Raw genomic sequence first — 25,454 nt, 5'->3', positions numbered from 1 at the left:
TTGTCCAACCGCGACCACCTCTGCGATGCTGGCAGCTTGGACATCTTCGCGGAGTGGCAAAAAGGCGGGACCGAGCTGCGGTGGCGGTCGACAACGGCGGCCAACGACGGGCAGGAACTCACGGTGTTCAGCCGCCGCTGCGGCACACCCGGGGCGCCCGCGCTGGTGCTGGTGCACGGCTTTCCGACGTCGAGCATCGACTATTTCGCGCTGGCCGGTGAACTGGGCTCCGACTTCGACATGTTCACGCTGGACTTTCCCGGCTACGGATTGTCCGACAAGCCGCCGGCGCCGCACGTCTATTCGCTGTACGACGACGCGCGGCTGCTCGTCTACGCGATCACCCAGGTGTGGAAGCTGACCGAATTCCGGATGCTCACGCACGACCGCGGCAGCAGCGTCGGCATGATCGCGCTGGAAATGCTGGCGGCCCAGGACCCGCCCGCGGTGCCCGTCGACCTCATCATGACCAACGCGAACATCTACCTCCCGCTGTCGAACCTCACCGTGTTCCAGACCGCGCTGCTCGACCCCGCGACCGGGCGAGACACCGCGGCGGCGACCACGCCGGAGATGCTCGCCGCCGGTTTGGGTGTCAGCACCTTCATTCCGCGGCGAACGCTGGAGGACCCGGAGATCGCCGCGCTGGCGAGGTGCTTCGCTCACAACGACGGAATCCGCGTGCTGCCGGACACGATTCAATACCTCAACGAGCGCTCGGCGGGTGAAACCGGTTGGCTGGAGGCGCTTTCCAAGAGCCCGGTCAACACCACGGTGGTGTGGGGCATCCACGACAACGTCTCTCCCCTGCGGGTTCCCAACTACGTGTGGCAGACGTATCTGAAGAGCAAGCCCGGCCGTAACCGCTACTGGGTGGTGCCCGGCGCCGACCACTACCTGCAGTGCGACGCTCCCGGCGAGCTGGCCCAGATCGTTCGCCTCACGGCCCAGGGCGGGGACATCCCACTGCAGACGCTCGGGAATCAGCCCGGCGGCGCCGTGCTGGTCGACGAAAGCGCGTCTTAGCCGCCTCGCGAACCTAGAGGAGTTGGGACTTCAACGTGTCCGCCAGCCAGTCGCGGTATTTGGCCTGACTCCAGCCGCGGATACCGACCAGCGCGTGATGCAGGCCGGGGTCGTTGTACACCCAGATGATGTCGCGGGCTTGAGCGACGGAAAGGCCCGAGCGCAGGCCCCCCTTGCGGCGCAGCAGGTCCGCCATCTCCTTCGCCCCGGCCAGACGCTGCTGACTGAGTTCGGTCCACAGTTCGCCGACTTCCGGGTCGACTCCGGCCGCCGACCGCACCACCTCATAGATGGCAGACACGCGCCGTTGGGCTTCGCTGAGCATGCCCGCATATCCCGTGACGATCTCGGCGGGGTCGGTCATGGCGAAAAGCTTGCGCGCCTCGGGACGTTCATGGAACGGGACCTGCTCGTCGTCGCCCACGATGGCCCGGTCGCACGCGGTTTTCAGCAGCCAGGGCTTGCCACCGGCGGCGGCGAACACGGTGGAACGCCCGACCCCCGCCTCCTCGGCGATGGCATCGATCGACGTACCGCCGTAACCGCGTTCGACGAACAGCCGTGTGGCGGCATCCAGCACCAGCCGGCGCGTGGCGGCGGCCTGCTCGGCACGCAATCGCGACTGATACGGGCTGCGGGAGGAATTCATCGGAACCCCAGTATGCCCCTCCCTGGTTCGGGAATTAATCAGACCTATCGAACATTGAGCATACTGTCAGTACGATGAATATTGGAGGAAGCGACATGCGCGATAGACCCGTCCGGCTCGGATTGACGCTGCCCGGCCAGAACTCCGTACCGGAGATGGCCGAGGAAGCGCGTCGCGCCGAATCAATCGGCTTCGACGTCATCCTGCTGCCCGACCACCTCGGATTCACCGCACCCTTGGTTCCACTCGTGGCGATCGCCGCGGCGGCGCCCACGCTCAAGGTCAGCAACCTGGTGCTCAATGCCTCGTTCTATCGACCGGCACTGCTGGCACGCGACCTCGCCGCCGTCGACTCCGCAACCGGTGGGCGGCTGATCATCTCACTGGGCACGGGCTATGTCGAGCACGAGTTCGACGCGGCCGGCCTGCCGTTCCCCAGCCCGGGCCAGCGCGTCCGCATCCTGACCGAACACGTCACCGAAATCCGCAGGCTGCTCTCGGATCCCGGCCACATCCCGCCGCCGGTGCAGACCCCGCCGCCGATCATGGTGGCCGGCGCCGGAGACAAACTGCTGACGATGGCGGCACGGCAAGCCGACATCGTGGCCATCGCGTCGATGGGAACTGAGGCCGATCTTGCCGAACGGGTCGCATCAGCTACTTCACCTTCAACAAGACCTTCGGAACGTCCTGGGAAACCCTCGCGAAGCTCGTCGCGGCCATCAAATAGGAGAGAAAGTCATGTCACGCAAGACCGAAGCCACCGCTACCCGCCTCAGCGTCGGGGACCGTTTTCCGCAACTGGAACTTTCCGGCATCCGGGACGAACCCATCGCGATCCCCGATCCCGGAGTGGCGCTGACCCATCTGCAGTTTCGGCGATTCGCCGGCTGCCCGATCTGTAACCTACATCTGCGCTCGATCACCGCGCGGCTCGACGAGATCACTGCCGCCGGCATCCGCGAAGTGGTCATCTTCCATTCCACTTCGGCCGAATTGCGCAAGTACGAGAGTGACCTGCCGTTCTCGGTCGTCGGCGACCCCGAGCGAAAGTTGTACCGCCGCTTCGGCGTCGAGGCGTCGGCCAGGTCGATCCTCAGACCGGGAGCATGGCGCGCCCTGCCCAGGGGCTGGTGGCATGCCCTCAAGAGCTCGATAACAAAGCGCCGAGCCCCTATGCCGGCCAACCCGACCAACGGCAACCTCGGCCTGCCCGCCGACATATTGATCGATGCCGACGGCCGCGTGGTCGCGGTGAAGTACGGCGAGCACGCCTACGACCAGTGGTCGGTCGACGAACTGCTCGCGATGAGGAGCACTACCCCTCGGTAACGACGGGCAGGCGCGCCCAGCCGCGAACGCTGGCGGTGTGGGCGCGTTCGGCGTTGGCGTAGTCGACCTCCCAATCCGGCCAGCGTTTGAGGACCTCCTCCAGCGCGACCCGGGCCTCCATCCGGGCCAGCGCCGAGCCGAGGCAGAAATGCAGGCCCTGCCCGAAACTGAGGTGGCCGCCCTGACGGTGGATGTCGAAACGGTCCGGATCGGGAAAACGACGGTCGTCGCGGTTGGCGGAACCGTTGAGCAGCAACATGAACGATCCCTCCGGAACGACCCGACCGTAGTGCTCGGCATCGCGGGCGACGTAGCGTGCCTGCACCGGCGACGGCGGCTCGTAGCGCAGCGTTTCCTCGACCGCGCCGGGGATCAGGGACGGGTCGGCGGCGAGTTCCCGGCGTTGATCCGGGTGATCCGACAGCAACTGCCCCATGAAACCGATTAAACGAGCGGTGGTTTCGTTGCCGGCGCCGGCGATCATGGCGGTATAGGACAGCACCTCGGTCCTCGACAGGGGGCGACGGGTTCCGTCGGCTTCTTCGATCTCGGCCCGCAGCAGATCGGTCATCAGGTCATCGGACGGATGCCCGGCGCGCCACTCGATGTACTTGGCGAACATCGCGATGGTGTCCGCGAACAGGTTGGGGTTGACCTCGCCGGGCTTGCGCCCTTCGGCCATTTCGATGAAGGCTCCGTTGCGATCTCGGATGTTCGCCTGGTCCGCTTCGGGAATGCCCAACAGGTAGCCGATGGTCCGCATCGGCATCATCGCGCCGAGGTCCGCGATGAAGTCGAACCCGCCGGCACCGATCAACGGGTCGAGTTCGCGGACGCAGAATCCGCGCACCATGGACTCGACGGCCAGCATGCGCCGCGGCGTGAACACGCGGGACAGCAGGCGGCGATGCAGGTCGTGCAGCGGCGGATCCTCGAACAGCAGGATGCCCGGCGGCACTTCGATGTTGTTGAACAGGATGTCGGCGGTGGTCCCCCGGCCGGATTGATAGGTCTCCCAGTTCGGCAGTTCGCGTGCCACGTCCTCGTACCGGCTCAGCGCGTAGAAGTTGTACTTCTCGTTGTAATACAGGGGCGCCTCGTCGCGCATGCGCTTCCACACCGGGTACGGGTCGTCGTCGATGACGACGTCGTATGGGTCGTAATAAAGCTCGGCCGAACGTAACATCGTGCCCCTCACTCGTTTCGGTGCAGGAAGCCGTGCAGGATCGCCTGGACGAGCTCCTCGACGATCACCTCCCGCGACGGCGGCTTCTTGCCGAAGTAGGTCGACCGCAACGCGGCCATGCCGGCGATCATCGCCACCGTCGAATGCGCGGGCAGGTCGGGGTGATCCGACCGCAACCCGCGCAGGTGCATGCCCTCGGCGCTGATCTGGCCGAGCACCGTGATGGCCCGTCGGACGTCATCGATGCCGGCGTCGGCCTTCTCCTCGTCGCTGAGGGCATCCGATGCCATCAGCGTCAAGAGCAGACCCTGGTGTTCGACGAACACGTCGTAGAGCTGACCCACGAAATGGCCCGCCAGCTCCTCCTCCTTGGTCTCCTCGGGCACGACGGACTGCCACGTGCGCCCGAATTCGTCGACGAAGCTGGTGAAGGGTGAGACGAGGGCCTCGCGGAACAGCGCGGCCTTCGACCCGAAGTGACGGAACAGCAGGTGTTCGGTTACGCCTGCGGCCTGGGCGATTTCGCGCGTGGTGGTGCCGCGGTAGTCCTGACGCGCGAAGAGGTCCCGGGCGGCGTCGAGCAGCAGTTTGCGCGGCGCACCGCGGGGGCGGCGCGTGGCCGCGGTAACGGCGGGTCGCTGGGGCACGGCTTTTAAGATAGCATGCACTATCTTGAGGTTCGACCCGTTACCGGAAGGGGCGCCGACGTGGGTGCAGTCATCATGCTCGGCACGCTGTTCGGGCTGATCGTCCTGATCTTCGGCCTGGTGCTGCACTTCGACCCCGAATCGCGTCGCGCACCCGACCGGGGGCGCGACCGATGAGCGCCGGGATGACGCCCCTGATGCAGGCGGCTAGCGGCTTCGCCCTCGTCGGTGGCATCACCTTCACCGCGATCGGTGTCTACCTGAGCATCCGCCAACGCCGGATACACCCACTGCTGCTTTTGTGCATCTCGGCGATCTCGTTCTCGTGGATCGAGGCGCCCTATGACTGGGCGATGTACGCCCAGTTCCCGCCCGCCATTCCGCGGATGCCGTCCTGGTGGCCGCTGAACGTCACGTGGGGTGGATTGCCGTCGTTCGTTCCCGTCGGCTACATCTCCTACTTCGTGCTGCCGGCCGTGACGGGCGCGGCGTTAGGGAGGTGGGTCAGCGCAAAGTTCCAGTGGCGCAGGCCGATAACGCTGCTGATCGTGGGCCTCGTCGTCGGCTTCTGCTGGGCACTGCTCTTCAACGGGTTCCTCGGAGCCAAGCTCGGCGTCTTCTATTACGGCCGCGTGATTCCCGGGCTCGCGATACGCGAAGGGACCGTTCACCAGTACCCGCTCTACGACTCCCTCGCGATGGGCATCCAGATGATGGTCTTCACCTACCTGCTCGGACGGACCGACGCGCAGGGACGCAACGTCATCGAGATGTGGGCCGACAAGCGAACCAAGACTCGCCTGCAATCGTCGGCGCTGTCGATCGCCGCCGTCGTCGTCATCGGAAATCTGCTCTACGGCGCCGTTTTCGCGCCGCACCTGGCGACGAAGCTGGGCGGCTGGGTGACCGCGGGGCCGACGGGCCAGTTGTTCCCGGGCGTCCCGAACCAACCCAAGTAGCTTCCTCCGTCCAGCGTCGAGTTGTTGCGCCAAAACGGCCGGATCTCATGCAACAACTCGACGTTCGGCGAGCGGGCGAAATCAGGTGAACACCGGCAGCTTCGCCCATCCCCGCACGCTGGTCGTGTGGGCCTTGCCGGCCTTGGCGTAGTCGACTTCCCAGTCCGGCCAGCGCTTGATGACCTCCTCGAGCGCGACCCGCGCCTGCATGCGCGCCAAGGCCGATCCCATGCAGAAGTGCAGGCCATGGCCGAAGCTGAGGTGGGTGTCGCCGCGATGGACGTCGAACGTGTCCGCATCCGGGTACCTGCGTTCGTCCCGGTTGGCGGATCCGTTGACCAGCAACATGATCGAGCCTTCCGGAACTGTCGAGCCATGGCATGAGACCTCGCGGGCGACGTAGCGCGCCTGGACCGGCGAGGGCGCTTCGTATCGCAGGGTCTCCTCGATGGCCATGGGAATCAACGAGGGGTCGGCCACGATTTGCCGTCGCTGGTCGGGGTGCTCGGCGAGAAGTTGACCCAGGAACCCGATCAGGCGCGTCGTAGTCTCGTTGCCCGCGCCGGCGATCATGCTGGTGTACTGCAGCACCTCGATCCGGGTCAGGCGCCGGGGCCCGCCGTCGTCCTCGACCTCGGCGTTGAGCAGTTGGGTCATCAGATCGTCCGACGGGTGGTCGACCCGCCAATCGATGTAGTCGGAGAACATCTCATAGCTTCGCTCGAACATTTCTTGCGTGGCGGGCCGGAACGTGCCCTCTTTCAGGGTGAGCTGACGGCCGCCCTTGTCGCGGATCGCTTCCTGACCGTCTTCGGGGATGCCCAGCAGGTACCCGATCGTGCGCATCGGGACCATCGCGCCGAGATTCTCGATGAAGTCGAACCGTCCCGTCCCCACCAGTGGGTCGAGAGCGCGTGCGCAGAACGCCCGGGTCAGCGGCTCGACCGCCTCCATCCGGCGGGGCGTGAAAACCTTTGAGAGCAAACGCCGATGCAGATCGTGAATCGGCGGATCCTCGAACAGGATGATTCCGGGCGGAACCTCGATGCCGCTCTTGATGATTTCGATCGTGGTCCCGCGACCCGACCGGTAGGTGTCGAAGTTCATCAGCTCGCGGGAGACGTCCTCGTAGCGGCTCAGCGCGTAGAAGCCGTACTTCTCGTTGTAGTACAGCGGCGCCTCGTCGCGCAGCCTCTTCCAGATCGGGTACGGGTCGTCGTCGATGACGAAATCGAAGGGGTCGTAGTAAACCTCGGCGGTTCCCGCCCCCGTCATAGCGGTGCCTTCGTCTCCGCCAGCGCCTCCGGCAGCACGACCTCCCCCACGCGCTTGAGATAGGGCCACGCGACTTCCGGCGGCAGTCCGCCGCACAGCGGCGACAGGTTGAGTATCTCGCCGGCGCGCACCCGCGAAATCGCCTCCGGGACAGAGATGATGACGTGCGACGCCGGGTTGGCGCGCAGCTCGTCGACGGTGTTGACGTGCGAGAAGCCCGCCGTCGTTTCGTCCCCGGGATTCCACGCGGCATACGTTCGCACGTCGTGCAGCAGGTGCTCGCCGAGCTCTTCCCACGCCCGGTCCACGTCGTCGGCGACGAACACGACCGACGGGGTGTCGCGGCTGGGAAACATCGTCGGGCCCGGCGTATGGCCGTGTTCGCGGCAGGCCTCCTCGTAGGCCTCCCGCATGCCGGGTTCGTTGGCGTTGCCCAGCATGCCCAGGCCGTACCTGCCGGCCCGACGCGCCGCCGCGACGGTTCCGCCGCCCCACATCAAACCCGGGCCACCGTCGGTGTGCGGGCGTGGTGTCACCGTGATCCGTCGCCCGTCCTGGTTGACCGTTTTCTCGGAGAGCAGCGAGCGCAGCAGGGAGAGCTTCTCGTCGGCGAGCCGGCCGCGACCGCGCAGCGCCACGCCGAAGTGCTCGAACTCCTCGGGCCGATACCCCAGGGCCAGGATGTACGACGCCCGCCCCTTGCTGATGATGTCGAGGACCGCCATGTCCTCGGCGAGGCGCACCGGGTCGTAGAACGGGAGGATCAGGATCAGGCTGAGCGCCAGGCGCTCCGTTCTCGACGCCACCGACGACGCCAGCAACAACGGGGACGGCAGGTAGCCGTCCTCGGACCCGTGGTGCTCGCAGAACACTGCGGCGAGACCGCCATGATCCTCGGCCCACGCGCACATTTCGGGCACGGCGCCGTACAGCGCTACCCGCGGTGCCCCCCACGACGGGGCTCGCATGTCGAAGCGCAACGTGAACACAGCCGACTCCTAGATAACCTAATATTTGTATCGCGTACGGTACGTGGCCGCCGCGAGCTGCGTCAACGTTCAGTCAAAGGCGTGGCGTGGCAAAGTCGTCGGGATGTCCAGCGAGCTGAGCAGGCCGGGCGGCGCGTCGATGACGTACGGGATCGCGTTGACCACGCGCATGGCCGTGGCGGTCATGGCGGCGCGGCCGGCACCGTGCCCTTCGGCCGCCCCGAGGGTCAGCACGCAGTGGACGTCCGGGTCGCCCTCGATGTCGACTCGATAGGTCGCGTCGCAATCCGACGCCGGCCAGTCGGGGGCGACGTCGCGGGCCATCCGGATGACGTGCTCGATCACGATGCGCTCGCGACCGTGCACCATGCCCGCGGCCCGGGTGCGCACCGCGCCGCACGTGCCGGCCTTGATGGTCCCGAACGCCACGGCGATGTCGCGGTCGGCGAGTTCCCGCTCGAACGAGCCCCGCACCTCCTCGACTTCGACACCGAGGCCGCCCGCGATCAGGAATATCGGTGCTTTCCAAGCCATTTCGATGAAGCCGGGCGTCTTGAGCATGGGCTCGAAATCCAGTGGGCGCCCGAAGCCCAAGCCGTCCATCATCACGTCGGCGACCGGGTAGTGGTCGTTGAGAGCGACCTCGCTGGCCGTGATGGTGCGGATGTTCTTCGACTGCGTCGTCATCATCAACGCCAGCTGATCGGAGGCGAAGCCCGGAAAAATGCCCGACACGTACAACGACGCACCGCCGGACTTGGCCGCGGCCTCCAGTTGGTCGCGCCAGTCCGGGGCGAAATACGACGGTGGATACACCAGGCTCGTCGACGACGTCGACACGACATTGATGCCCGCCTGCAGCAGCCGCAGGTAGTCCGGCACGGCGGCGCCGTCGCGTTCGGGACCGCTCGCGGCGTACACGACGGCGTCGGGGGCCAGGGCGATCAGCGCATCGGCGTCGTTGGTGGCCGTCACCCCCAGCGGCCCGATGCCGGCCAACTCACCGGCGTCCTCGCCGACCTTGTCGGGCGAATGCACTCATACGCCAACGAGTTCCAGGTCCGGTCGGCGGCTGATGGCGTCGATCGCGATCTTCCCGACTCCCCCGGTGGACCACACGACGACGCGCACGAGCACTCTCCTTACCGGTTCGCCGCGGCCACGGCGCGTTCGAGGTTCGGCTGATCAGGTCCAAGACACTGATCTCCCCGGCGAGCCGCACCAACCTGAGCGTGTACATCAGCAGCAGGTTAACCTAAGATTTGTTCTTTAGGATAGTGTGCACTTTCTTAAAGAGTTAAGGGCAACGGCCGTCTCGGCTTTCAATCGCGCGCACCTGAGGAGAAACAAGATGACGGCTCATCGCGTGGTGGTGTGGGCAACGGGCGGCATCGGGTCGATCGCCATCCGCGCCATTGCGCGGCGCCCCAACCTGGACCTGGTCGGCGTCTGGGTGCACTCGCCGGAGAAGGACGGCAAGGACGCCGGCGAACTGGCCAACGGCGAGCCGATCGGCTTGAAGGCCACCAACGACGCCGACGCGCTCATCGCGCTGAGGCCCGACTGCGTGATCTATGCGGCCAGCGGCCCGGAACGCGACGCGCTGGCCATCCCGGATTACGTGATGCTGCTCGAGGCGGGGATCAACGTCGTCACGACCAGCACCACGCGGTTGGTCAACCCGCACGCCTACGAACCCGCGGAGTGGCGCGACCAACTCGTCGCGGCGGCCAAGCATGGGCAGGTGTCGCTGTACGCCTCGGGCATCGAGCCCGGGTTCGCCGCGGACTACCTGCCCCTGGTGCTGTCCACGCAGTCGTCGTCGATCGAGAAGATCCACTCGTTCGAGATCGGCCTGTACGACGACTATGGGGTTCCCGACATCATGAGCGACGCGCTGGGTTTCGGCCGTCCGCTCGAATATCAGCCCTGGATCGGCTATCCGGGCGCGATCGCCGGCGAATGGCAGGGCCAGATCCGCCTGGTCGCCGGCGCGCTGGGGGTCGAAGTCCAGGAGGTCCGCGAGAGTTTCGACCGCGCCGTCACCAACCGGACGCTGGAGGTCGCGATGGGCACGGTCGAGGCAGGGACGTGCGGCGCGCTGCGCATGCAGGCGATCGGGGTGGTCGACGGGCGCGAGGCCATCGTCATCGAGCATGTCACCCGGCTCGCACACGACGTCGCCCCCGATTGGCCGACCGGGATCGGCGACCTGTCCTACCGAATCGCGATCACCGGCGACCCAGACATCGAGTGCACCCTGGCGGCCACGCTGAAAGATCCGCGCAAGGCCGGCGTCGCGGGCATGACGTCGGGTGCGGGCGCGATGGTCGCCACCGCGATGCGCGTCGTCAACGCCGTCGCGTATGTCGTTGCGGCGGAACCCGGGCTGCTGAGTTCGGTCGACCTACCACTGACGATTCCAAAGCACGCGTTCGCCACCTAGTCTGCCGGGGTGGCCTATAACCCACTCGAGGAACTCACGCTGCAGCAACTCCGACTGCGCACCAGCATGAAATGGCGGGCGCACGCCGACGACGTGTTGCCGCTGTGGGTCGCCGAGATGGACGTGGCGCTGCCGCCGACGGTGGCCGAGGCGCTGCGCAGGGCGATCGACATCGGCGACACCGGATATCCCTGCGGCACCGCGTTTGCCGAGGCGGTCAGTGAATTCGCCTCGCGGCGCTGGCAATGGCACGACCTGCAGGTCGGCCGCACCGCGATCGTTCCCGACGTGATGCTGGGCGCCGTGGAAATGCTGCGCCTGGTCACCGACCGCGGGGATGCCGTTGTCGTCAACCCACCCGTGTACGCGCCGTTCTATGCGTTCGTGTCGCACGACGGCCGCCGAGTGGTCGAGGCCCCGCTCGACGTCGGCGGCCGAATTGACCTGGGCGCCTTGGCGGACGCGTTCGCCCGCGCCGTCGCGTCGGGCGGCAGGGTCGCCTACCTGCTGTGCAATCCGCACAACCCGACCGGGTCGGTGCACACGCTCGAGGAGCTGCGCGCCGTCGCCGAGCTGGCCCGCCGGTTCGGGGTGCGGGTGGTCTCGGACGAGATCCACGCGCCCGTCATCCTGCCGGGCGCGCGGTTCGTCCCCTACCTGACCGTGCCCGGCGCGGAGAACGCCCTGGCCCTGACGTCGGCCTCGAAGGCGTGGAACCTCTCGGGCCTGAAGGCCGCGTTGGCCGTCGCCGGCCCGGAGGCGGCGGCGGACCTGCGTCGGATGCCGGAGGAGGTCAGCCACGGCCCGAGCCACCTCGGCGTCATCGCGCACGCCGAAGCGTTCCGCAGCGGCGGCGAGTGGCTCGACGCACTGCTCGACGGCCTCGACACGAACCGGACGCTGCTGGGCGACCTGATCGCCGAGCACCTTCCGGCCGTGAAATACCAATGGCCGCAGGGCACTTACCTCGCGTGGCTCGACTGCCGCGAGCTCGGCTTCGACGAGGACACCGCGGGCGGGCTGGCGGTAGTGGCGGACCTGGCCGGGCCCGCCCGGTGGTTCCTCGACCACGCCCGCGTCGCGCTCAGCTCCGGCCACGTCTTCGGAACCGGCGGGACCGGGCACGTCCGGTTGAACTTCGCGACCTCGAAAGCCATTCTCACCGAGGCGATATCACGAATGGGCGGCGCGCTCGAAACCCGCTAGGCGGGAATGTCCTCGGCGCGGTCCAGGTTGCGGAAGCCTTCCGCGGGCTTCTTGATACCCAACAGGAACGGCAACGCGCTCAGCTCCAACTTGGCCGTGGCGCCGAACCGCCGCAACCGGCTGGGGCGTGGCCGCGCGGCCGGCATCTCCGAGGTGGCGAGGTCGATGTAATGCGTCGAGGTGTCCCCGATGCCCTCGAAGTGGTGGACCAGCGGCTTGCACAGCCCGCGCATCGGGCCGTCGAGGCATGCGGCGACCGGATCGGTCATCAGCACGTACTCGACAACTGGTACCGAATTTTTCAGCATCCGGTGCACCAGGATCACATCGACCCCGGCGAGTTCGACGTGGCGCTTCACCTTCTGCTCGGCGACCTCGCCCTGGTGGACGACGAACTTCAGCGACAGGTTGTCCAGCTGCCCACAGCTCGCGCACTCGCAGGCGATGTCGGACTTGAACCGCTCGCGCTGCGCGAGGAAAGCCCCGCGCATCCGCGACAGCCGCTCGCATACCAGCACTTTGGCGTTGCCTTCCGGCGCCCAGAAGAACGCCGCGTCGCCCTCCAGCTTGGCGAGCTTCAGCCCCTTGCCAGCGTCGATGACGGCTTCCAACAAACCGGCCACGGTTAGCTGCGCATGCGCCAAATGGGTCCGGTTCCAGCTCATGTAGTGGGTGTATCCGCCGATGTCGGCAATGAGCAGTACCGCTTGCCGGATGGCCATGATGTGGCCAGTTTAATTGTTGCCGGTTACCGTCTCAATGAATCTGCCACTGGACGAAATCGCGCTGCCGCGAGAGGCTTGCAGAGGTCCCACCCCGGAGGAGCCGAATATGGATGTGCTGCGAACCCCAGACTCCCGATTCGAAAACCTGGAGGGCTATCCGTTCGTAGCGAACTACATCGACGTGACCGCAAGCGACACCGAGCCGCTGCGCATGCACTTCCTGGACGAGGGCCCGGTCGATGGCCCGCCGATCGTGCTGCTGCACGGCGAGCCGACGTGGAGCTATCTGTACCGCACGATGATTCCCCCGCTGGCCGACGCCGGGAACCGCGTGCTGGCGCCCGACCTGATCGGTTTCGGCCGCTCCGACAAGCCCAGCCGGATGGACGATTACACGTACCTGCGCCACGTCGAGTGGGTGACGTCGTGGTTCGAGCGGCTCAACCTGAAGGACGTCACCCTGTTCGTGCAGGACTGGGGGTCGCTGATCGGCCTGCGCATCGCCGCCGAACAGGGTGATCGGGTCGCGCGGCTGGTGGTGGCGAACGGCTTCCTGCCCACCGCGGAGCGCCCCACGCCGCCGGCCTTCTACGCATGGCGGGCCTTCGCCCGCTACTCCCCCGTGCTGCCCGCCGGACGCATCGTCGCGACCGGCACCGTCCGCCGGGTGCCCCCCAAGGTGCGGGCCGGTTACGACGCCCCCTACCCGCACAAGACCTATCAGGCCGGGGCCCGCGCGTTCCCGCAGCTGGTGCCGACGTCACCGTACGACCCTGCGATCCCGGCCAACCGGGCGGCGTGGAAGACCCTCGGCCAGTGGGAGAAGCCCTGCCTGTGCATCTTCGGCAACCGGGATCCCATCCTCGGGCATGCGGACCGCCCGCTGATCAAGCACATCCCCGGCGCGGCCGGCCAGCCGCACGCCCGCATCAAGGCCAGCCACTTCATCCAGGAAGACGCCGGGCCGGAATTGGCCCGACGCGTGCTGTCCTGGCAGCAGGCCCTGCGCTGAACGGGCGCTATCCGCTGTTGATCAGTCGCGTGATCCCGCGCATCAACACTCTGCTGGCCGCGTGGCGCGCCCGATCGACAGCGGACCCGCTGTCGGGCGGCGCCGCGGCCCCCAGGCGCGGGAACAGCGCCAGCGCATTGGTGCGCTCGATCGCCGTCCGGGCGTCCGCGTCGAGCCCCGGGTAGGTTTCCAGGCCCGAGGCGAACAGCTTGCCGACCGCGACGGGAGCGAAGGGCCAGTCGGAGCCGAAGGTGACGTGCCCGGGTTTGGCGAAGGCGAGCAGGCTGGGCAGCGCGGCGGCGCTCGACGAGAGGGCGGTGTCGAAGTAGAAGCCCGCGAAGTCGTCCAGGACGTCGGTGAGGCTGCGTCCGGTGTCGCCCGTGATGGCCGCCGCCATCCGGTGCGAGGCGTAGGGCACGAATCCGCCCGCGTGGCTGAGGATGAACTTGATGTTGGGGTACTTGCGGCAAATCTGGTTGCGGACAAGCAAATACGCCGCCCGCGTGGTGTCGAGCAGGAAGTCGGCCGCGAAAGGTACTACGCCGTCCACGACGGGGCCGGGCAGGTTGGCAGGGTGGATGAACACCACCGCCGAGCGCGCGTCCAGCGCCGCGAACAGATCGTCCTGTCCATCCTGGCCCAGGTAGGTTCCCCCGCTGTTGGCGAGCAACACGACGCCGTCGGCGCTCAAGGCGTCGAGTGATCGGGCGACCTCGTCGACGGACTCGCTCAGATGCGGCATGGGGATGGTCGCGAAGAATCCGAACCGGTTGGGCTGGGTCCGCGCGACTTCGGCGAGGTAGTCGTTGATGCCGCGGGCGAGCGAGGCGGCGTCCCTCGCGTCCGGCAGGTACGCGGTGCCCGGCGTGGACACCGACAGGATCGCGGTGGCGACGTTCAGTTCGCCCATGGTCCGCAGCGACTCCTCGGGGCTCCACTCCGGCAGCGCACGGCCGCTCTCCTCGTCGATCTTTGCCTTGTGCAACAGGTCTCGGTAGAAGGGCGGGATCGCGTGGTGGTGGGTGTCGATCCGCAACATCGCAGTTCCCCTGTCGATCAACGGTCCGGAATGCCCGCCCCGGCCAGGGCCGGCACGACGTCCTCATGGTGCAACATCGACGCCGCGCCGGTCTTGAACTGGTTGAGCTTGTCGATGATCGTCTGCCCCTCTGGAGTGTGCCCCCAGATGCTGATGCCCTGGTGGGTGGTGGGCTCCCAGGTCGCCTCGTCGACGACGATCGGGTTCCAGCCCAGCTCCCATTCGAATCCCGAGGGCGTGACGGCGTAGAAGGACAGCTCCTTGTCGTTGGTGTGCTGGCCCACGCCCAGCGCCATCCGGAACCCGAGTTGCTTGACGCGCTGGTAGGCGGCCGTCATGTCGTCGAGCTGCGCGACCTGGACGTTGACGTGCTGCACCCGGGTGCGGATCGGGTTGAGCCGCAACCGGTTGACCGCCGCGATCGCCACGGTATGGTGCCGCTCGTTGACCCGCAGGAAGCGGATCTTGAACTTGAGGCCGCTGATCGTCTCGTCGATATAGTCGGACAACCGCGCGTCCAACACCGCGTCGTAGTAGCCACGTAGCTGATGGGGCTTCGTCGTGGTGACGGCCACGTGGCCCAGACCCGCTGCGCCCGTGACGAATCCGCCGCCCGCGGCCATGTGTAGCGGTGCCGCGCCCGTGCGGGCGCGGGTGAAGACCTCCTGGGTCAGGCCGTTGGGTCCGGGGAATCGAACCAGCCGCTCCACGCCGCGCAGCGCGGCCTCGTCGTCGGTGCCCTCGGTCACCGGTACGCCGTGGCGCTTGACGCGGGCGAGGACGGTGTCGAAGGCGTCGTGGTCGTCCACGTGCCAGCCGAGCGCGATGACGTCCTCGGCCGCGCCGCCTTGCAGCAGGAACCGGCACTCGTTGTCGTCGAGGCGAAACCGGATCGCGTCGCTTCCCGCCTCATCGAGGTGCATGCCGATGGCGTCGCGGCCGAATCGCCGCCAGTCGCCGAACTTTTCGGTCTCGATCACCACGTAACCGAGCTGGACCCGCCCGAACACCGACGGCGTCATCGCGCACGCTCCAAGAACTCGATGGCCAGCCGATTGAACATCTCCGCGCGTTCCCATTGCATCCAGTGTCCGGTGTGCGAGGTCATCACCAGCTCGGCGTTCGGCAGCAGGTTGAGCAGTAGCGGCCCACCCGAGGGCTTGTTGACCTTGTCGTCGCGGCCCCACAGGACCAGCGTCGGTGTCGGCAGGGCCGTCAGCCGGCCGTCCCGGGTGAGATCCATCCGCCACAGGGTGCGCAGGGCGGTCGGTCCGGAGGGGCGGCGCAGGGGCGGGTTCGCGACCACCTCGGGGTCGATCGATGCGCGGTAGCGCAGGTCGATCAGGTCCTCGGGCACGGCGGCACCGTCGTACACCAGGTAGGTGCGGATGAACGTGGCGAGCTTGTCGCGGCTCGGTCCGTCGCCGCCGTAGTAGGACAGCAGGCTCTTCAGCCCGGCCGTGGGAAGGCCCCGGGTCGTGCCGATTCCGCCCGGGCCCATCAATACCAGCTTGCCGACGCGGTCCGGGGTGTCCAGGGCGAGCCGCAGCGCCGCCGATCCGCCGTAGGAGTTGCCGATGAGGTGCGCGGTGTCGATGCCGAGTTCGTCGATGAGGCCGCGGATCATGTCGGCGAGGTAGCCGAACGGGTCATTTTGGTCGACGCCCTTGGCCGACCTGCCGTAGCCGGGCATGTCGGGCACGATGACGCGGAAATGCGTTGCGAGAGCGTCGATGTTGCGGGAGTAGTTCGACACGCCCGACGCGCCGGGGCCGCCGCCGTGCAGCATCACGACGGGCGGGCCCGTTCCGGTCTCGGTGACGAAGATGGGTTTGCCCGCGACGGTGACGGTGCGCTCGGTCAGTTCGGTGGTGCTCATGCGGGGACTCCGATCGGGGTGGCCGCCAGCGGCGGGGTCAGGTCGGTCAGCTCTGGCGGCGGGGCGGGCAGCGGGGCGCCGGCGGCCGCGGCGGCGAAGACGAACCCGTCGGGGCGCACCACGACCGCGGCCGCCTTCTTGCCGCGTAGCCAGCCCGTCAGGCTGCCGTCGTCGTCGCGGATTGCGCCGGGCGCCGGCGCGCCGCTGGTGACGCCCAGCGAGACGGCGCCCAGCCGCTCCCAGCGATCGGCGCCGGGCGGCGTCGCGCCGAGGTGCAGGATGGCCCAGCCGCCGCCCAGGGCGTCGTCCAGGCGCGACCTGTTTCCGCTGGGGTCGGTGACCCAGGGCTGCGGCAGCTGCCAACCGGCCGCGGGGTGCGCATCCGGTGCCACAAATCCGTCGGGGTAGTGCGCGGGCGGAATCCAGATCAGGCTCTGCCCGGCCTTCAGCGCCCCGGGGATTCGTGTCACGGCCCGCAGCAGGTGGTTTCGCAACCACGCCAACGACTTCCGGCGCTCGGTGATGATCCGCCCGTTGCGTACCGCCCGGCGGGTGACCTCGGTGACGTGCGGCTTGCGCTCGGCCTGGTAGCTGTCGAGCAGCGAATCGGGCGCCTGCCCGTGCAGCACGGCCGCGAGCTTCCAGCACAGGTTGGCCGCGTCGCGCACGCCGGCCGACATGCCCTGCCCGATCCACGGCGGCATCGCGTGCGCCGCGTCGCCGGCCAGGAAGATGCGCCCGACGCGCCAGCGGTCGGCGACGCGCACGTGGTGGCTGTAGATCACCGCGCGCAGGATCTTGACGTGCTCGTCGGTGATGCCCTGGTCGTTGAGGACCTCCCACACGGCCTCGTCGGTGACGAGCCTCGACTCGTCCTCGCCGGCCCGCGCGGGGTACTCCCAGCGGTGGTGTCCCAGCGGCGTGGGGCAGTCCACGGTCGGCCGGGCGGGATTGCAGTGAAAGCGCAGCCGGTCGTGGCCGTCCCATTCGCGAATCACCTTGGTGTCGATGACAACCCAGCGTTCGGCGTAGGTGCGTCCCTCGTATCCGACCCCGAGCTGGCCGCGGGTCGGCGAGGCCCCGCCGTCGCAGGCGATCACATATGACGCCCGCACGCGTTTGAAGGTGTCGGTGCGCAGGTCGGCCAGCATCAGTTCGACGTCCGACGCTCCGTTGACCGCCCGCAGGCACTCGTGTTCCAGCAGCACATCGACGCCCGCAAACCGGTCGACGCCCTCGCGGAGCACGTGGTCGACCGCGGGCTGGTACAGGAACTGCTGCGGCGGGTGCCCGCAGCCGTGCGGCGTCATGGTGGTTTCGATGAACGGCACGCCCTGGGCGTCGACCCAGGCCAGCGGGCGATCGGGCAGCATGTCCCGCTGCAGGCGGTCGGCCAGCCCGACGGACTGCCAGATGCGCATGACCTCCTCGTCGGTCGAGATGGCCCGCGCCCGCCCGTACACATCGGGGTCGCGCTCGATGACGACCACGCTAAGGCCGAGGCGGCCCAGCAGATTCGCGGCGGTGGCGCCCGTCGGACCGTAACCGATCACCGCGACGTCATAGGTCGGATATTCGTTCATTGCCGTCTCGCCTTCGTGTCCGGCTTGTTCTGTAGCGATCATTACGGTACTGTAGTGATCACTACAGAGTCAAGATCCTGCCGGAGAGGAGTTTCAGTGGCCACCAAAGACAAGCCACAGCGCCGCCGCCGCCTCGACGGCGAGGCGTCCCGGACCCGCATCCTCGACGCGGCCACCGAGATCGCCAGCGAGCGCGGTTACGAGGGCACCAGCATCGGGCTGGTCAGCGCCAAGTGCGGCCTACCCGCCAGCTCCATCTACTGGCACTTCAAGGACAAGGACGACCTGATCGCCGCGGTCATCGAACGCAGCTTCGCGCACTGGCTTTCGGCGTGGGAGATGCCGGCCGAGGGCGCGCCGCGTGAGCGACTCGTCTCGATGGTCATGCAGATCGCCAAGGCCCTGCTGGACTCCCCCGACTTCCTGCGCCTGGGCCTGATGCTCGCGCTGGAACGCCGGCCGGTCGAGCCGCGGGCGCGGGCGATGTTCCTCGCCGTGCGCGCCCGAGCGTTCGAGACGCTCACGCTAGCCGTGCGGGACGTGGTCCCGGGTCTGACCGACGCGCAGGTCCACCAGTTGGCCACCTACGCCCTCGCCGGTGGCGACGGCCTCTTCGTCGCCAAGGAGCTCGGTGGCGACTCGGTCGACCTGCTGGCGCTGTTCGAGCTGCACGCGAACATCCTCTACGACAGCGCGCTGCGGATGGCCGCCGAGGACACGAAGTGACCTCCGCCGCACGATTCCCGGTGGCCATCATCGGCTCGGGCAACATCGGCACCGACCTGATGGTCAAAATCCTGCGCAGCGACGGCCCACTCACCATTGGCGCCATGGTCGGCATCGACCCCGACTCCGACGGGCTGGCCTACGCGCGGCGAATGGGCGTGCCGGCCACCGCCGACGGGGTCGAGGGACTGCTGCGGATGCCGGAGTTCGCCGGCATCAGGCTGGCCTTCGACGCCACCTCCGCCGGCGCGCACCGCGCCAACTGGGCGGCGTTGCGGGACACCGGAATACGAATGCTGGACCTCACCCCCGCCTCGATCGGACCGTTCTGCGTGCCGGTGGTCAACCTCGACGACCACCTGGACACGCCCAACCTCAACATGGTGACCTGCGGTGGGCAGGCGACGATCCCGATCGTCGCCGCCGTCGGCACGGCCGGGATCGTCTCCTACGCCGAGATCGTCTCCTCGATCTCGGCGAAATCCGCCGGCCCCGGGACCCGGGCCAACATCGACGAATTCATCGAAACCACCGCCACCGCACTGCGGGTCGTCGGCGGCGCGCAGCGCGGCAAGGCCGTGATCATCCTGAACCCCGCCGATCCGCCGGTGCTTATGCGCAACACCGTGTACTGCCTCGTCGACGGCGAACCGGATCAGCACAGGATTGAGCGGGAAATCCACGACATGGTCGGCCGGGTCGCCGCCTACGTGCCCGGTTACCGGCTCAAGCAGGACGTGCAGTTCCAGGTGTTCGACCACGACCACCCGCTGTACATCCCCGAGACCGGCAAGTTCACCGGCACCCGCGTCACGGTGCTGCTCGAGGTCGCCGGCTCCGCACACTATCTGCCCGCCTACGCCGGAAACCTGGACATCATGACGTCCGCCGCCAAGGCCGCCGCCGAGCGCATCGCCGCGCACCACAACGAAACCGCCGGAGCCGCAACATGATCTACGTCAGCGACGTCACCCTGCGCGACGGCATGCACGCGGTGCGCCACCAATACAGCATCGAGCACGCGACCGCGATCGCCCGCGCCCTGGACGAGGCCGGTGTCGACTCGATCGAGGTCGCCCACGGTGACGGGTTGTCCGGTTCGAGCTGCGTATACGGGTTCGGAGCACACACCGACCTGGAATGGATCGAGGCCGTGGCCGCGGCGGTCCGGAGGGCCAGGGTAGCGACGCTCCTGCTACCGGGCGTCGGAAGCCTGCGCAACCTCAAGGACGCCCACCGCGCGGGCGCGACCGTCGTCCGCGTCGGCACCCACTGCACCGAGGCCGACATCTCGGCCCCCTACCTCGCCGCGGCCCGTGACCTCGGCATGGACGCCGTGGGCTTTTTGATGATGAGCCACCTGACCAGCCCCGCCAACCTGGCCGGGCAGGCAAGGCTCATGGAGGGCTACGGCGCGGCCTGCGTGTACGTCGTCGACTCGGGCGGCGCCATGACGATGCGCGACGTCGGCGACCGGGTCGAGGCGCTGCGCCAAACACTTTCGCCCACAACCGAAATCGGCATCCACGCCCACCACAACTTGTCGCTGGGCGTCGCCAACTCGATCGCCGCCGTCGAGCACGGCGCACACCGCGTCGACGCCTCGCTCGCGGGCATGGGCGCCGGCGCCGGGAACGCGCCCCTCGAGGTGTTCATCGCGGCGGCCACCCGGCTCGGCTGGGAGCACGGCTGCGACCTGCACCGGCTGCAGGACGCCGCCGACGACCTGGTCCGGCCCCTGCAGGACCGGCCCGTGCGGGTCGACCGGGAAACCCTGACCCTCGGCTACGCGGGCGTGTACTCCAGCTTTTTGCGGCACGCGGAGGCCGCCGCGGTCCGCTTCGACATCGACGCGCGCACCCTGCTGGAAGAGGCCGGGCGGCGCGGCATGGTGGGCGGCCAGGAGGACATGCTCGTCGACATCGCGCTCGACCTCACCGGATCGCGCTGAATGCGTCGTCCCCTAGTCGTCGCAGTCCGGGGATGCGACGATCAGCGAATGGACATGGTGACGATGGGCCTGATGGGCACGGTCGTGGGTGCGTCGGCCGTGGGCATCGCGGGCGTCGCGAGGTCCGCCGCCGATACCTTGCTTCCCGGGATGGTGGGGAACCACAACAACAAGCATCAGATGAAGATGCACCTACACGGGCAGCGCTGTGACGCGGTCCGACGCTGGCGCAGCGGCCTGGCGGATGCGCGGGACGCCTACCGGCAGTGGGCTTGCGGCCCCCGCGACGACGACCCGCCCAACGTCGTCGGCGACGAATGGTTCGAGGGCTTGCGGCCATACCTGCCGACCACAGGCGAAGCGGCGGAATTCCGCACCGCGCACGAGGTCCATTGCGACAACCCGACTCTCACGCTGCTCTCGCTCGAGATCGGTCGGATCGAGCAGGAGTGGACCGAGGAGGCGAAGGGACGCCGCCGCCTACGAAGGTGACTGAGCCCACGGCTTGCAGCTCCACGCCCGCCAGGTGCTGGGCATCTACCGTCTACGCCTTAGTCGCCGCGCGACGTATTAGTTCGGCGAATTGCTCTGGAGATTCGAGCGGCGTGAAGTGGCCGGCGTCGGCCGCGGTGGTCAGCTGAACGTCCGTGAAGAACTCGTCGAGGCGGCCCGACCACTCGCGGGGAAACAGCGGATCGTGTTCTGGCCAAAGCACGGACGCCGGCGTACGGATTCGTTGATCGCGCGGTGGTGGCTGTTCGTCCAGCGCGGTTGCCACCGTTCCGGCGCCGGCCCGGTACCAGCCGATCGAGGCGGTGAAGGCGCCGGGCGGCGAGTACGCGGCGACGAGATGCTCGAGGTCGGCGTCGGCGAGTCCGAACTTCGGGCCGGACCACTCTTCCCAGAAGTGAGACAGGTAGGTGCGGACGGCATCGGGTTTTCCGTCGATCAGGTCGTCGGCCAGTGACAGCTGGTGAAACGCTTGGTACCAGAACTGCTTTTGGGCGTTCGGATCGAGCACGCGGTTCCCGACGCCGGGCAGGGGCGGCGACAAGACAAGGTGTTTGACGAGTTCCGGGCGGTCCTTGGCGACAGTTTGAGCTATGCGGCTTCCTATGTCATAGCCGGCGACGACGGGCCGCCGCAGGCCGAGTTCGTCGATCAGGGAGACGATGCTGCGCGCCTGGGCCGCGGCGCCGTATCCATGGGCTGGGTCGACGCGTTGCTTGTCGGAGTTCCCAAACCCCCGCAAGTCAGGAACCACAACGTCGAAACCCTTGCCCAGCAAGGGGACAACGCGGCGGTAGTCGGTGTGGTCGCCGGGCCATCCGTGCAGCAAAATCACCGCTCGCGCGCCGGCCCCGTGGCGTTGGTAGGCCAGCCGAAACCCCCCGCATGGGGAACTGGTCAGCATTTCTCAAACGTAGTCGCGGGTCCGACCGTCGCGGGGCCGAGCGTCGAGTTGATGTCGGGACCCAGGCCCGATCGGCGCAACTACTCGACGCTGGGCGTCGACGTCGCGGCAAGGACCGCCGCGGCGAGTTCGGGACGGCACACCACCACGTCGGGCAGTTTCGGGTCGGGTTGGTTGTAGGCCAGGGCCGAGCCATCGATGCGGGAGGTGTGCAGGCCGGCGGCGCGGGCCACAGCCACCGGGGCGGCCGAGTCCCATTCGAACTGGCCGCCGGCGTGCACGTACACGTCCGACAGACCCTGGACGATCGACGCCACTTTGGCTCCGGCGGAACCCATTTCGACGAGGACGCCGTCCAGCGCGTCGCGGACGGCCAGGGCGAGGGCGGGCGGCCGCGTGCGCGAGACCACGATGCGGGGCTGATCCGGCGCGGCCGGGGGCGCGGTGACGTACGGCGTCGCCAACGTGACCCCCTGCGCCGGCAGCGCCACCGCGCCGGCGGCGAGCTCACCGTCCTGCCAGAGCGCCACGTGCACGGCCCAGTCGTCGCGCCCGAGCTCGGAGAATTCCCGCGTCCCGTCGAGCGGATCGACTATCCAGACCCGCTGCGAGCCCAACCGCACCGGGTCGTCGGCGCCCTCCTCGGACAGCACCGCGTCGTCGGGCCGCTCGGCGGCGAGCGCCTCCATCAGAAAGTCGTGGGACCGCTTGTCCCCCGCGGCTTTTCGCTCGCCGGCGTCGGCCTCGGCGAATTCCTCGCGGACGCCGAGCAGCAGCCGTCCCGCCTCCGCGGCCAACCGCGCGGCCAGGGCATGATCATCCATCGGTAATCCTCAATAAGTTGGTAGCGTTGACCAAATTTACCCCGCGACGATTCTTGCGGCAGCGCCACCCAGAGGGGCCGGTTCTGCCATAACCTGGTAAACGTGAGCGGCAACGTCTCGTCATCGAGCCGGCTGCGGTTTCCGGGGGGACGCCTGGGGGTCTTGGGTGTCATCCTCGCTGTGCTGCTGATCGGCATACTCGCGGTTGTCGGCGTGAAGCTGATCCAGGGTCACCAGAGCACCCCGGGCTCGGCCACCACCCAGCCGTCGCAATCGACCAGCTTCGCCATTCCCGGCTGTTACAACCCGTCGGTCCCCCCGCTCGAGCGTCCGAAGAAGCTCAGCGTCTTGGGATGCGCCAGCGTAGCCGTTGCGCTGCAAGACATGTCGTGGACGTCGTGGGGCCCCCAGGGCGCCGACGGGACCGGGACCGCGGTCTTCAAGATCTGCGATCCCAATTGCGCCGCGGGTTATCAGCTGACCGACCCGGTCGTCGTGCACGCGTGGAACGCCCAGCCGCCGCGGCCCGAGGCGATCTGCCAAACGGGGCTCAAGATCTTTGCCGACCTGGTCCTGGCCTTCCCCAAGGCGGTCCCGCCGCCCACCGCGCAGAAGACCAACACCCAGTACAACGGAATGCCGGCAGTGCACTACGTCAACTACTCGGGAGCCAACGCGCGCGACGCCCAGTTCATCGGCTATACGTTCTGCAATTAGCGGTCAGACCTCGATGACGACCGCGCCGCCCTGACCGCCGCCCGCACACATCGCCGCGACACCGATGCCGCCGCCGCGCCGCGCCAGCTCGTAGGCCAGCGTGGTGACCATGCGAGCGCCCGAGGCCGCGATGGGGTGGCCGAGGCTGCACCCGCTGCCGGAGAAGTTCACCTTCCCCTCGTCGATGCCGTACTCGCGGCACGCCGCGATCGGCACGGACGCGAACGCCTCGTTGATCTCCCACAGTGCGACGTCGTCGACCGACAACCCGGCGCGCTGCAGCACTTTGCCGATCACCTTGACCGCGCCCAGACCGCAGTCCCGCGGCGGCACGCCCACGGCGCCCCACGCCCGGACGGTGCCCATTACGTTCAGCTTCTCGGCGAGCGCGTAATCACGGTCGACCAACGCGACCGCCGCGGCGGCGTCGTTCGTGCCGCTGCTGTTGCCCGCCGTGATCGAAAATCCCTCGATCTCGGGATGCAGCACCTTGAGGGCCGCGAGCTTCTCGATGGTGGTGTCGCGGCGGGGATGCTCGTCCACCGAGAAGTCGGTCACCGAGCCATCGAGCTGGGTGATCTTCAGCGGGACGATCTCGTCGAGAAACTTCCCCGCGTCCATGGCGGCGATGGCGCGCTCATGTGACCGGGCCGCCCAGGCGTCCATCTCCTCGCGGGTGATGCCCACCGCCTGCGCGGTGTTCCACCCGACGGTGATCGACATGTCCTTGGTGGGCGCGTCGGGCGCCTCGACGTGCGTCGGGGGCAGCCAGCGCTCCTCGAACTTCAGCTCGGGGCCGGGAATCCGCTGGTTCATCAGCGGCGTCATGGACAGCGACTGCACGCCGCCGGCGATCAGCACGCGCTCCATCCCGGAGCCGATCTGGGCCGCGGCGTTGCCGATCGCGGTAAGGCTGCCCGCGCAGTGCCGGTTCACCGCCTGGCCGGGGATGTCCTCCATGCCGGTCGCGGCGGCCGCATAACGCGCCAAATCACCACCGCCGTAGTGCGATTCGGCGAAGATGATGTCGTCGATCGCCGACGGGTCGATCCCCGACCTGCGCACCACCTCGGGAAGCACCGTGGTGATCAGGGTCTCGGGCGGCGTGTTGACGAGCGCACCCTTGAACGAGCGGCCGATCGCCGTCCTGGTGGCTCCGACGATCACGGGTGTGGCCATGTTTTCAACCTCGGACTGTTCGGCTGCGGTCGGCAGCGACGGATGGGTGGAATCGTATCCAATACCGTATGAGCAATAGTAACGGGCTAAGTTCCAGACGCGGCCGGCTGTGACCGCGCTAACACTCGAGCGGCCCCCGGGCGCCTAAACTTGCACCATGCCACTTGGGCGCGACTACACCGGTCAGGACTGCGCGCTCGCCCGCGCGCTGACGATTCTCGGTGAGCGCTGGACGCTGCTGATCGTCCGCGATGCCTTCCACGGCTTGACCCGCTACGACGAGTTCCTGCGCAGCCTCGGGCTGGCGACGAATGTATTGAGCGCCCGGCTGCAGAAGTTGGTTGAGCACGGCGTCATGGAGCGGAGCGGGTCGCGCGGTTCGTACCACCTGACCGAAAAGGGCCGCGACCTGTTCCCGGTGGTGCTGACGCTGATGGCCTGGGCCGACCGCCACGAACCGGGTCCCGCGGGCCCCGAGGTTCTGATCCTGCACAAGGGCTGCGATCACGAGGCTGGCGGCGCGCTGCGATGCGAACACTGCGACCAGCCGATCGAGCTACGTGACCTGCGGGTGGTGCCGGCGCCCGGCGCGGTTGGACCGGACGGCGAGCCGACCACCCTGACACCGCCGCAGCTCGCCGCGTGGGAAGGCCGTCCCGCGCGACATTGAGCCGCGCCATTGCCCGTGTA

The 25,454-nt window shown here is 68.0% G+C and carries 26 protein-coding genes and 1 pseudogene; 13 read left to right on the top strand and 14 right to left on the bottom strand.

Annotation, left to right across the window (positions count from 1 at the left end; genetic code table 11):
- Positions 1 to 36 precede the first annotated feature (36 nt).
- Positions 37 to 1,026: an alpha/beta fold hydrolase gene (locus AC5Y2S_RS20085; RefSeq protein WP_499957876.1), complete on the top strand. Its 990-nt coding sequence runs from the start codon at positions 37 to 39 to the stop codon at positions 1,024 to 1,026.
- Between the two features lie 13 nt (positions 1,027 to 1,039).
- Here AC5Y2S_RS20085 and AC5Y2S_RS20080 read toward each other — a convergent pair whose 3' ends face one another.
- Positions 1,040 to 1,642: a TetR/AcrR family transcriptional regulator gene (locus AC5Y2S_RS20080; protein ID WP_499957874.1), complete on the bottom strand. Its 603-nt coding sequence runs from the start codon at positions 1,640 to 1,642 to the stop codon at positions 1,040 to 1,042.
- Between the two features lie 128 nt (positions 1,643 to 1,770).
- Here AC5Y2S_RS20080 and AC5Y2S_RS20075 point away from each other — a divergent pair, with 128 nt between their 5' ends.
- Both AC5Y2S_RS20075 and AC5Y2S_RS20070 read left to right on the top strand, forming a co-directional pair.
- Complete coding sequence (locus AC5Y2S_RS20075) at positions 1,771 to 2,580, top strand: TIGR03621 family F420-dependent LLM class oxidoreductase (protein WP_499957873.1); 810 nt, start codon at positions 1,771 to 1,773, stop codon at positions 2,578 to 2,580.
- Positions 2,477 to 3,007: a peroxiredoxin-like family protein gene (locus AC5Y2S_RS20070; protein WP_499957994.1), complete on the top strand. Its 531-nt coding sequence runs from the start codon at positions 2,477 to 2,479 to the stop codon at positions 3,005 to 3,007. Before AC5Y2S_RS20075 ends, AC5Y2S_RS20070 begins: the two co-directional genes overlap by 104 nt.
- Here AC5Y2S_RS20070 and AC5Y2S_RS20065 read toward each other — a convergent pair.
- Complete coding sequence (locus AC5Y2S_RS20065) at positions 2,994 to 4,193, bottom strand: cytochrome P450 (RefSeq protein WP_499957871.1); 1,200 nt, start codon at positions 4,191 to 4,193, stop codon at positions 2,994 to 2,996. The genes AC5Y2S_RS20070 and AC5Y2S_RS20065 overlap by 14 nt on opposite strands.
- An 8-nt stretch (positions 4,194 to 4,201) precedes the next feature.
- A complete protein-coding gene (locus tag AC5Y2S_RS20060) occupies positions 4,202 to 4,840 on the bottom strand; it encodes a TetR/AcrR family transcriptional regulator (RefSeq protein ID WP_499904199.1) in 639 nt (212 codons plus the stop codon).
- A 173-nt stretch (positions 4,841 to 5,013) separates the two neighbouring features.
- Between AC5Y2S_RS20060 and AC5Y2S_RS20055 the strand changes: the two genes are divergently transcribed.
- On the top strand, positions 5,014 to 5,799 hold the full coding sequence (locus tag AC5Y2S_RS20055; protein WP_499957869.1) for a spirocyclase AveC family protein: 786 nt from the start codon (positions 5,014 to 5,016) through the stop codon (positions 5,797 to 5,799).
- 81 nt (positions 5,800 to 5,880) lie between these two features.
- On the opposite strand, the gene AC5Y2S_RS20050 is transcribed toward AC5Y2S_RS20055, so the two are convergent.
- The 3 genes and pseudogenes from AC5Y2S_RS20050 to AC5Y2S_RS20040 form a co-directional block, all read right to left on the bottom strand.
- Positions 5,881 to 7,074, bottom strand: a complete 1,194-nt coding sequence (locus AC5Y2S_RS20050) for a cytochrome P450 (protein ID WP_499957868.1) — start codon at positions 7,072 to 7,074, stop codon at positions 5,881 to 5,883.
- Positions 7,071 to 8,063, bottom strand: a complete 993-nt coding sequence (locus AC5Y2S_RS20045; protein ID WP_499957867.1) for an LLM class flavin-dependent oxidoreductase — start codon at positions 8,061 to 8,063, stop codon at positions 7,071 to 7,073. Before AC5Y2S_RS20045 ends, AC5Y2S_RS20050 begins: the two co-directional genes overlap by 4 nt.
- Before the next feature lie 69 nt (positions 8,064 to 8,132).
- Positions 8,133 to 9,194, bottom strand: a pseudogene (locus AC5Y2S_RS20040) (NAD(P)H-dependent amine dehydrogenase family protein).
- A gap of 220 nt (positions 9,195 to 9,414) precedes the next feature.
- Between AC5Y2S_RS20040 and AC5Y2S_RS20035 the strand changes: the two are divergent.
- Positions 9,415 to 10,509, top strand: coding sequence for an NAD(P)H-dependent amine dehydrogenase family protein (locus AC5Y2S_RS20035; RefSeq protein WP_499957865.1), 1,095 nt, complete (start codon positions 9,415 to 9,417; stop codon positions 10,507 to 10,509).
- Positions 10,510 to 10,575: 66 nt separating this feature from the next.
- The gene (locus AC5Y2S_RS20030; protein ID WP_499957992.1) at positions 10,576 to 11,715 is read left to right on the top strand and encodes a MalY/PatB family protein; all 1,140 of its coding nucleotides are present in this window, start codon (positions 10,576 to 10,578) and stop codon (positions 11,713 to 11,715) included.
- Here AC5Y2S_RS20030 and AC5Y2S_RS20025 read toward each other — a convergent pair.
- Positions 11,712 to 12,437, bottom strand: a complete 726-nt coding sequence (locus tag AC5Y2S_RS20025; RefSeq protein ID WP_499957864.1) for a DUF2652 domain-containing protein — start codon at positions 12,435 to 12,437, stop codon at positions 11,712 to 11,714. The two genes, AC5Y2S_RS20030 and AC5Y2S_RS20025, sit on opposite strands and share 4 nt — an antisense overlap.
- Positions 12,438 to 12,546: 109 nt before the next feature.
- Between AC5Y2S_RS20025 and AC5Y2S_RS20020 the strand changes: the two genes are divergently transcribed.
- Positions 12,547 to 13,452, top strand: a complete 906-nt coding sequence (locus AC5Y2S_RS20020; protein ID WP_499957863.1) for a haloalkane dehalogenase — start codon at positions 12,547 to 12,549, stop codon at positions 13,450 to 13,452.
- 7 nt (positions 13,453 to 13,459) lie between these two features.
- On the opposite strand, the gene AC5Y2S_RS20015 is transcribed toward AC5Y2S_RS20020, so the two are convergent.
- Genes AC5Y2S_RS20015 through AC5Y2S_RS20000 form a run of 4 tightly spaced genes read right to left on the bottom strand, consistent with a single transcriptional unit; the run spans position 13,460 to position 17,953 of the window.
- A complete protein-coding gene (locus tag AC5Y2S_RS20015; protein WP_499957860.1) occupies positions 13,460 to 14,491 on the bottom strand; it encodes an amidohydrolase family protein in 1,032 nt (343 codons plus the stop codon).
- Positions 14,492 to 14,508: 17 nt separating this feature from the next.
- The gene (locus AC5Y2S_RS20010) at positions 14,509 to 15,513 is read right to left on the bottom strand and encodes a VOC family protein (RefSeq protein ID WP_499957856.1); all 1,005 of its coding nucleotides are present in this window, start codon (positions 15,511 to 15,513) and stop codon (positions 14,509 to 14,511) included.
- Positions 15,510 to 16,370: an alpha/beta fold hydrolase gene (locus AC5Y2S_RS20005; RefSeq protein WP_499957854.1), complete on the bottom strand. Its 861-nt coding sequence runs from the start codon at positions 16,368 to 16,370 to the stop codon at positions 15,510 to 15,512. The genes AC5Y2S_RS20010 and AC5Y2S_RS20005 overlap by 4 nt, the downstream gene beginning before the upstream one ends.
- Positions 16,367 to 17,953 carry a bifunctional 3-(3-hydroxy-phenyl)propionate/3-hydroxycinnamic acid hydroxylase gene (locus AC5Y2S_RS20000; RefSeq protein WP_499957852.1) on the bottom strand — a complete coding sequence of 529 codons (1,587 nt, stop codon included), beginning with the start codon at positions 17,951 to 17,953 and terminating at the stop codon, positions 16,367 to 16,369. Before AC5Y2S_RS20000 ends, AC5Y2S_RS20005 begins: the two co-directional genes overlap by 4 nt.
- A gap of 96 nt (positions 17,954 to 18,049) precedes the next feature.
- Between AC5Y2S_RS20000 and AC5Y2S_RS19995 the strand changes: the two genes are divergently transcribed.
- Genes AC5Y2S_RS19995 through AC5Y2S_RS19980 form a run of 4 tightly spaced genes read left to right on the top strand, consistent with a single transcriptional unit; the run spans position 18,050 to position 21,122 of the window.
- Positions 18,050 to 18,679: a TetR/AcrR family transcriptional regulator gene (locus tag AC5Y2S_RS19995; RefSeq protein WP_499957851.1), complete on the top strand. Its 630-nt coding sequence runs from the start codon at positions 18,050 to 18,052 to the stop codon at positions 18,677 to 18,679.
- 20 nt (positions 18,680 to 18,699) lie between these two features.
- Positions 18,700 to 19,632 (top strand): acetaldehyde dehydrogenase (acetylating), encoded by a 933-nt coding sequence (locus AC5Y2S_RS19990; RefSeq protein ID WP_499957990.1) that lies wholly within the window; start codon positions 18,700 to 18,702, stop codon positions 19,630 to 19,632.
- A complete protein-coding gene (dmpG, locus tag AC5Y2S_RS19985; protein WP_499957850.1) occupies positions 19,629 to 20,630 on the top strand; it encodes a 4-hydroxy-2-oxovalerate aldolase in 1,002 nt (333 codons plus the stop codon). Before AC5Y2S_RS19990 ends, dmpG begins: the two co-directional genes overlap by 4 nt.
- A 48-nt stretch (positions 20,631 to 20,678) precedes the next feature.
- Positions 20,679 to 21,122 (top strand): hypothetical protein, encoded by a 444-nt coding sequence (locus AC5Y2S_RS19980; RefSeq protein ID WP_499957849.1) that lies wholly within the window; start codon positions 20,679 to 20,681, stop codon positions 21,120 to 21,122.
- A gap of 52 nt (positions 21,123 to 21,174) precedes the next feature.
- On the opposite strand, the gene AC5Y2S_RS19975 is transcribed toward AC5Y2S_RS19980, so the two are convergent.
- Both AC5Y2S_RS19975 and AC5Y2S_RS19970 read right to left on the bottom strand, forming a co-directional pair.
- A complete protein-coding gene (locus AC5Y2S_RS19975) occupies positions 21,175 to 22,044 on the bottom strand; it encodes an alpha/beta fold hydrolase (protein ID WP_499957847.1) in 870 nt (289 codons plus the stop codon).
- Positions 22,045 to 22,124: 80 nt separating this feature from the next.
- Positions 22,125 to 22,868 (bottom strand): 3'(2'),5'-bisphosphate nucleotidase CysQ, encoded by a 744-nt coding sequence (locus AC5Y2S_RS19970; RefSeq protein WP_499957846.1) that lies wholly within the window; start codon positions 22,866 to 22,868, stop codon positions 22,125 to 22,127.
- Between the two features lie 132 nt (positions 22,869 to 23,000).
- On the opposite strand from AC5Y2S_RS19970, the gene AC5Y2S_RS19965 reads away from it, so the two are divergent.
- Entirely contained in the window at positions 23,001 to 23,585 is a 585-nt protein-coding gene (locus AC5Y2S_RS19965; RefSeq protein ID WP_499957988.1) for a hypothetical protein, read from the top strand.
- Positions 23,586 to 23,588: 3 nt separating this feature from the next.
- Here the strand turns inward: AC5Y2S_RS19965 and AC5Y2S_RS19960 are convergent, their stop codons facing one another.
- Positions 23,589 to 24,764, bottom strand: coding sequence for a thiolase family protein (locus AC5Y2S_RS19960; RefSeq protein ID WP_499957844.1), 1,176 nt, complete (start codon positions 24,762 to 24,764; stop codon positions 23,589 to 23,591).
- 157 nt (positions 24,765 to 24,921) lie between these two features.
- Here AC5Y2S_RS19960 and AC5Y2S_RS19955 point away from each other — a divergent pair, with 157 nt between their 5' ends.
- Positions 24,922 to 25,434 carry a winged helix-turn-helix transcriptional regulator gene (locus AC5Y2S_RS19955; RefSeq protein WP_499957843.1) on the top strand — a complete coding sequence of 171 codons (513 nt, stop codon included), beginning with the start codon at positions 24,922 to 24,924 and terminating at the stop codon, positions 25,432 to 25,434.
- The last annotated feature ends 20 nt before the right edge of the window (positions 25,435 to 25,454 follow it).

It is taken from the genome of Mycobacterium sp. NGS69 (assembly GCF_059812165.1).
This window is presented reverse-complemented; position numbering and strand designations above follow the sequence as displayed.

Excerpts from the sequence above, each read along its gene's own strand:
- AC5Y2S_RS20030 (WP_499957992.1), top strand. The coding sequence starts at position 10,576 with ATGAAATGGCGGGCGCACGCCGACGACGTGTTGCCGCTGTGGGTCGCC.
- AC5Y2S_RS19960 (WP_499957844.1), bottom strand. The coding sequence starts at position 24,764 with ATGGCCACACCCGTGATCGTCGGAGCCACCAGGACGGCGATCGGCCGC.
- AC5Y2S_RS20035 (WP_499957865.1), top strand. The coding sequence starts at position 9,415 with ATGACGGCTCATCGCGTGGTGGTGTGGGCAACGGGCGGCATCGGGTCG.
- AC5Y2S_RS19975 (WP_499957847.1), bottom strand. The coding sequence starts at position 22,044 with ATGCTGACCAGTTCCCCATGCGGGGGGTTTCGGCTGGCCTACCAACGC.
- AC5Y2S_RS20015 (WP_499957860.1), bottom strand. The coding sequence starts at position 14,491 with ATGTTGCGGATCGACACCCACCACCACGCGATCCCGCCCTTCTACCGA.
- AC5Y2S_RS20010 (WP_499957856.1), bottom strand. The coding sequence starts at position 15,513 with ATGACGCCGTCGGTGTTCGGGCGGGTCCAGCTCGGTTACGTGGTGATC.
- AC5Y2S_RS19970 (WP_499957846.1), bottom strand. The coding sequence starts at position 22,868 with ATGGATGATCATGCCCTGGCCGCGCGGTTGGCCGCGGAGGCGGGACGG.
- AC5Y2S_RS20000 (WP_499957852.1), bottom strand. The coding sequence starts at position 17,953 with ATGAACGAATATCCGACCTATGACGTCGCGGTGATCGGTTACGGTCCG.
- AC5Y2S_RS19955 (WP_499957843.1), top strand. The coding sequence starts at position 24,922 with ATGCCACTTGGGCGCGACTACACCGGTCAGGACTGCGCGCTCGCCCGC.
- AC5Y2S_RS20055 (WP_499957869.1), top strand. The coding sequence starts at position 5,014 with ATGAGCGCCGGGATGACGCCCCTGATGCAGGCGGCTAGCGGCTTCGCC.
- AC5Y2S_RS20020 (WP_499957863.1), top strand. The coding sequence starts at position 12,547 with ATGGATGTGCTGCGAACCCCAGACTCCCGATTCGAAAACCTGGAGGGC.
- dmpG (WP_499957850.1), top strand. The coding sequence starts at position 19,629 with ATGATCTACGTCAGCGACGTCACCCTGCGCGACGGCATGCACGCGGTG.
- AC5Y2S_RS20005 (WP_499957854.1), bottom strand. The coding sequence starts at position 16,370 with ATGAGCACCACCGAACTGACCGAGCGCACCGTCACCGTCGCGGGCAAA.
- AC5Y2S_RS20050 (WP_499957868.1), bottom strand. The coding sequence starts at position 7,074 with ATGACGGGGGCGGGAACCGCCGAGGTTTACTACGACCCCTTCGATTTC.
- AC5Y2S_RS20075 (WP_499957873.1), top strand. The coding sequence starts at position 1,771 with ATGCGCGATAGACCCGTCCGGCTCGGATTGACGCTGCCCGGCCAGAAC.
- AC5Y2S_RS20025 (WP_499957864.1), bottom strand. The coding sequence starts at position 12,437 with ATGGCCATCCGGCAAGCGGTACTGCTCATTGCCGACATCGGCGGATAC.
- AC5Y2S_RS19980 (WP_499957849.1), top strand. The coding sequence starts at position 20,679 with ATGGACATGGTGACGATGGGCCTGATGGGCACGGTCGTGGGTGCGTCG.
- AC5Y2S_RS20065 (WP_499957871.1), bottom strand. The coding sequence starts at position 4,193 with ATGTTACGTTCGGCCGAGCTTTATTACGACCCATACGACGTCGTCATC.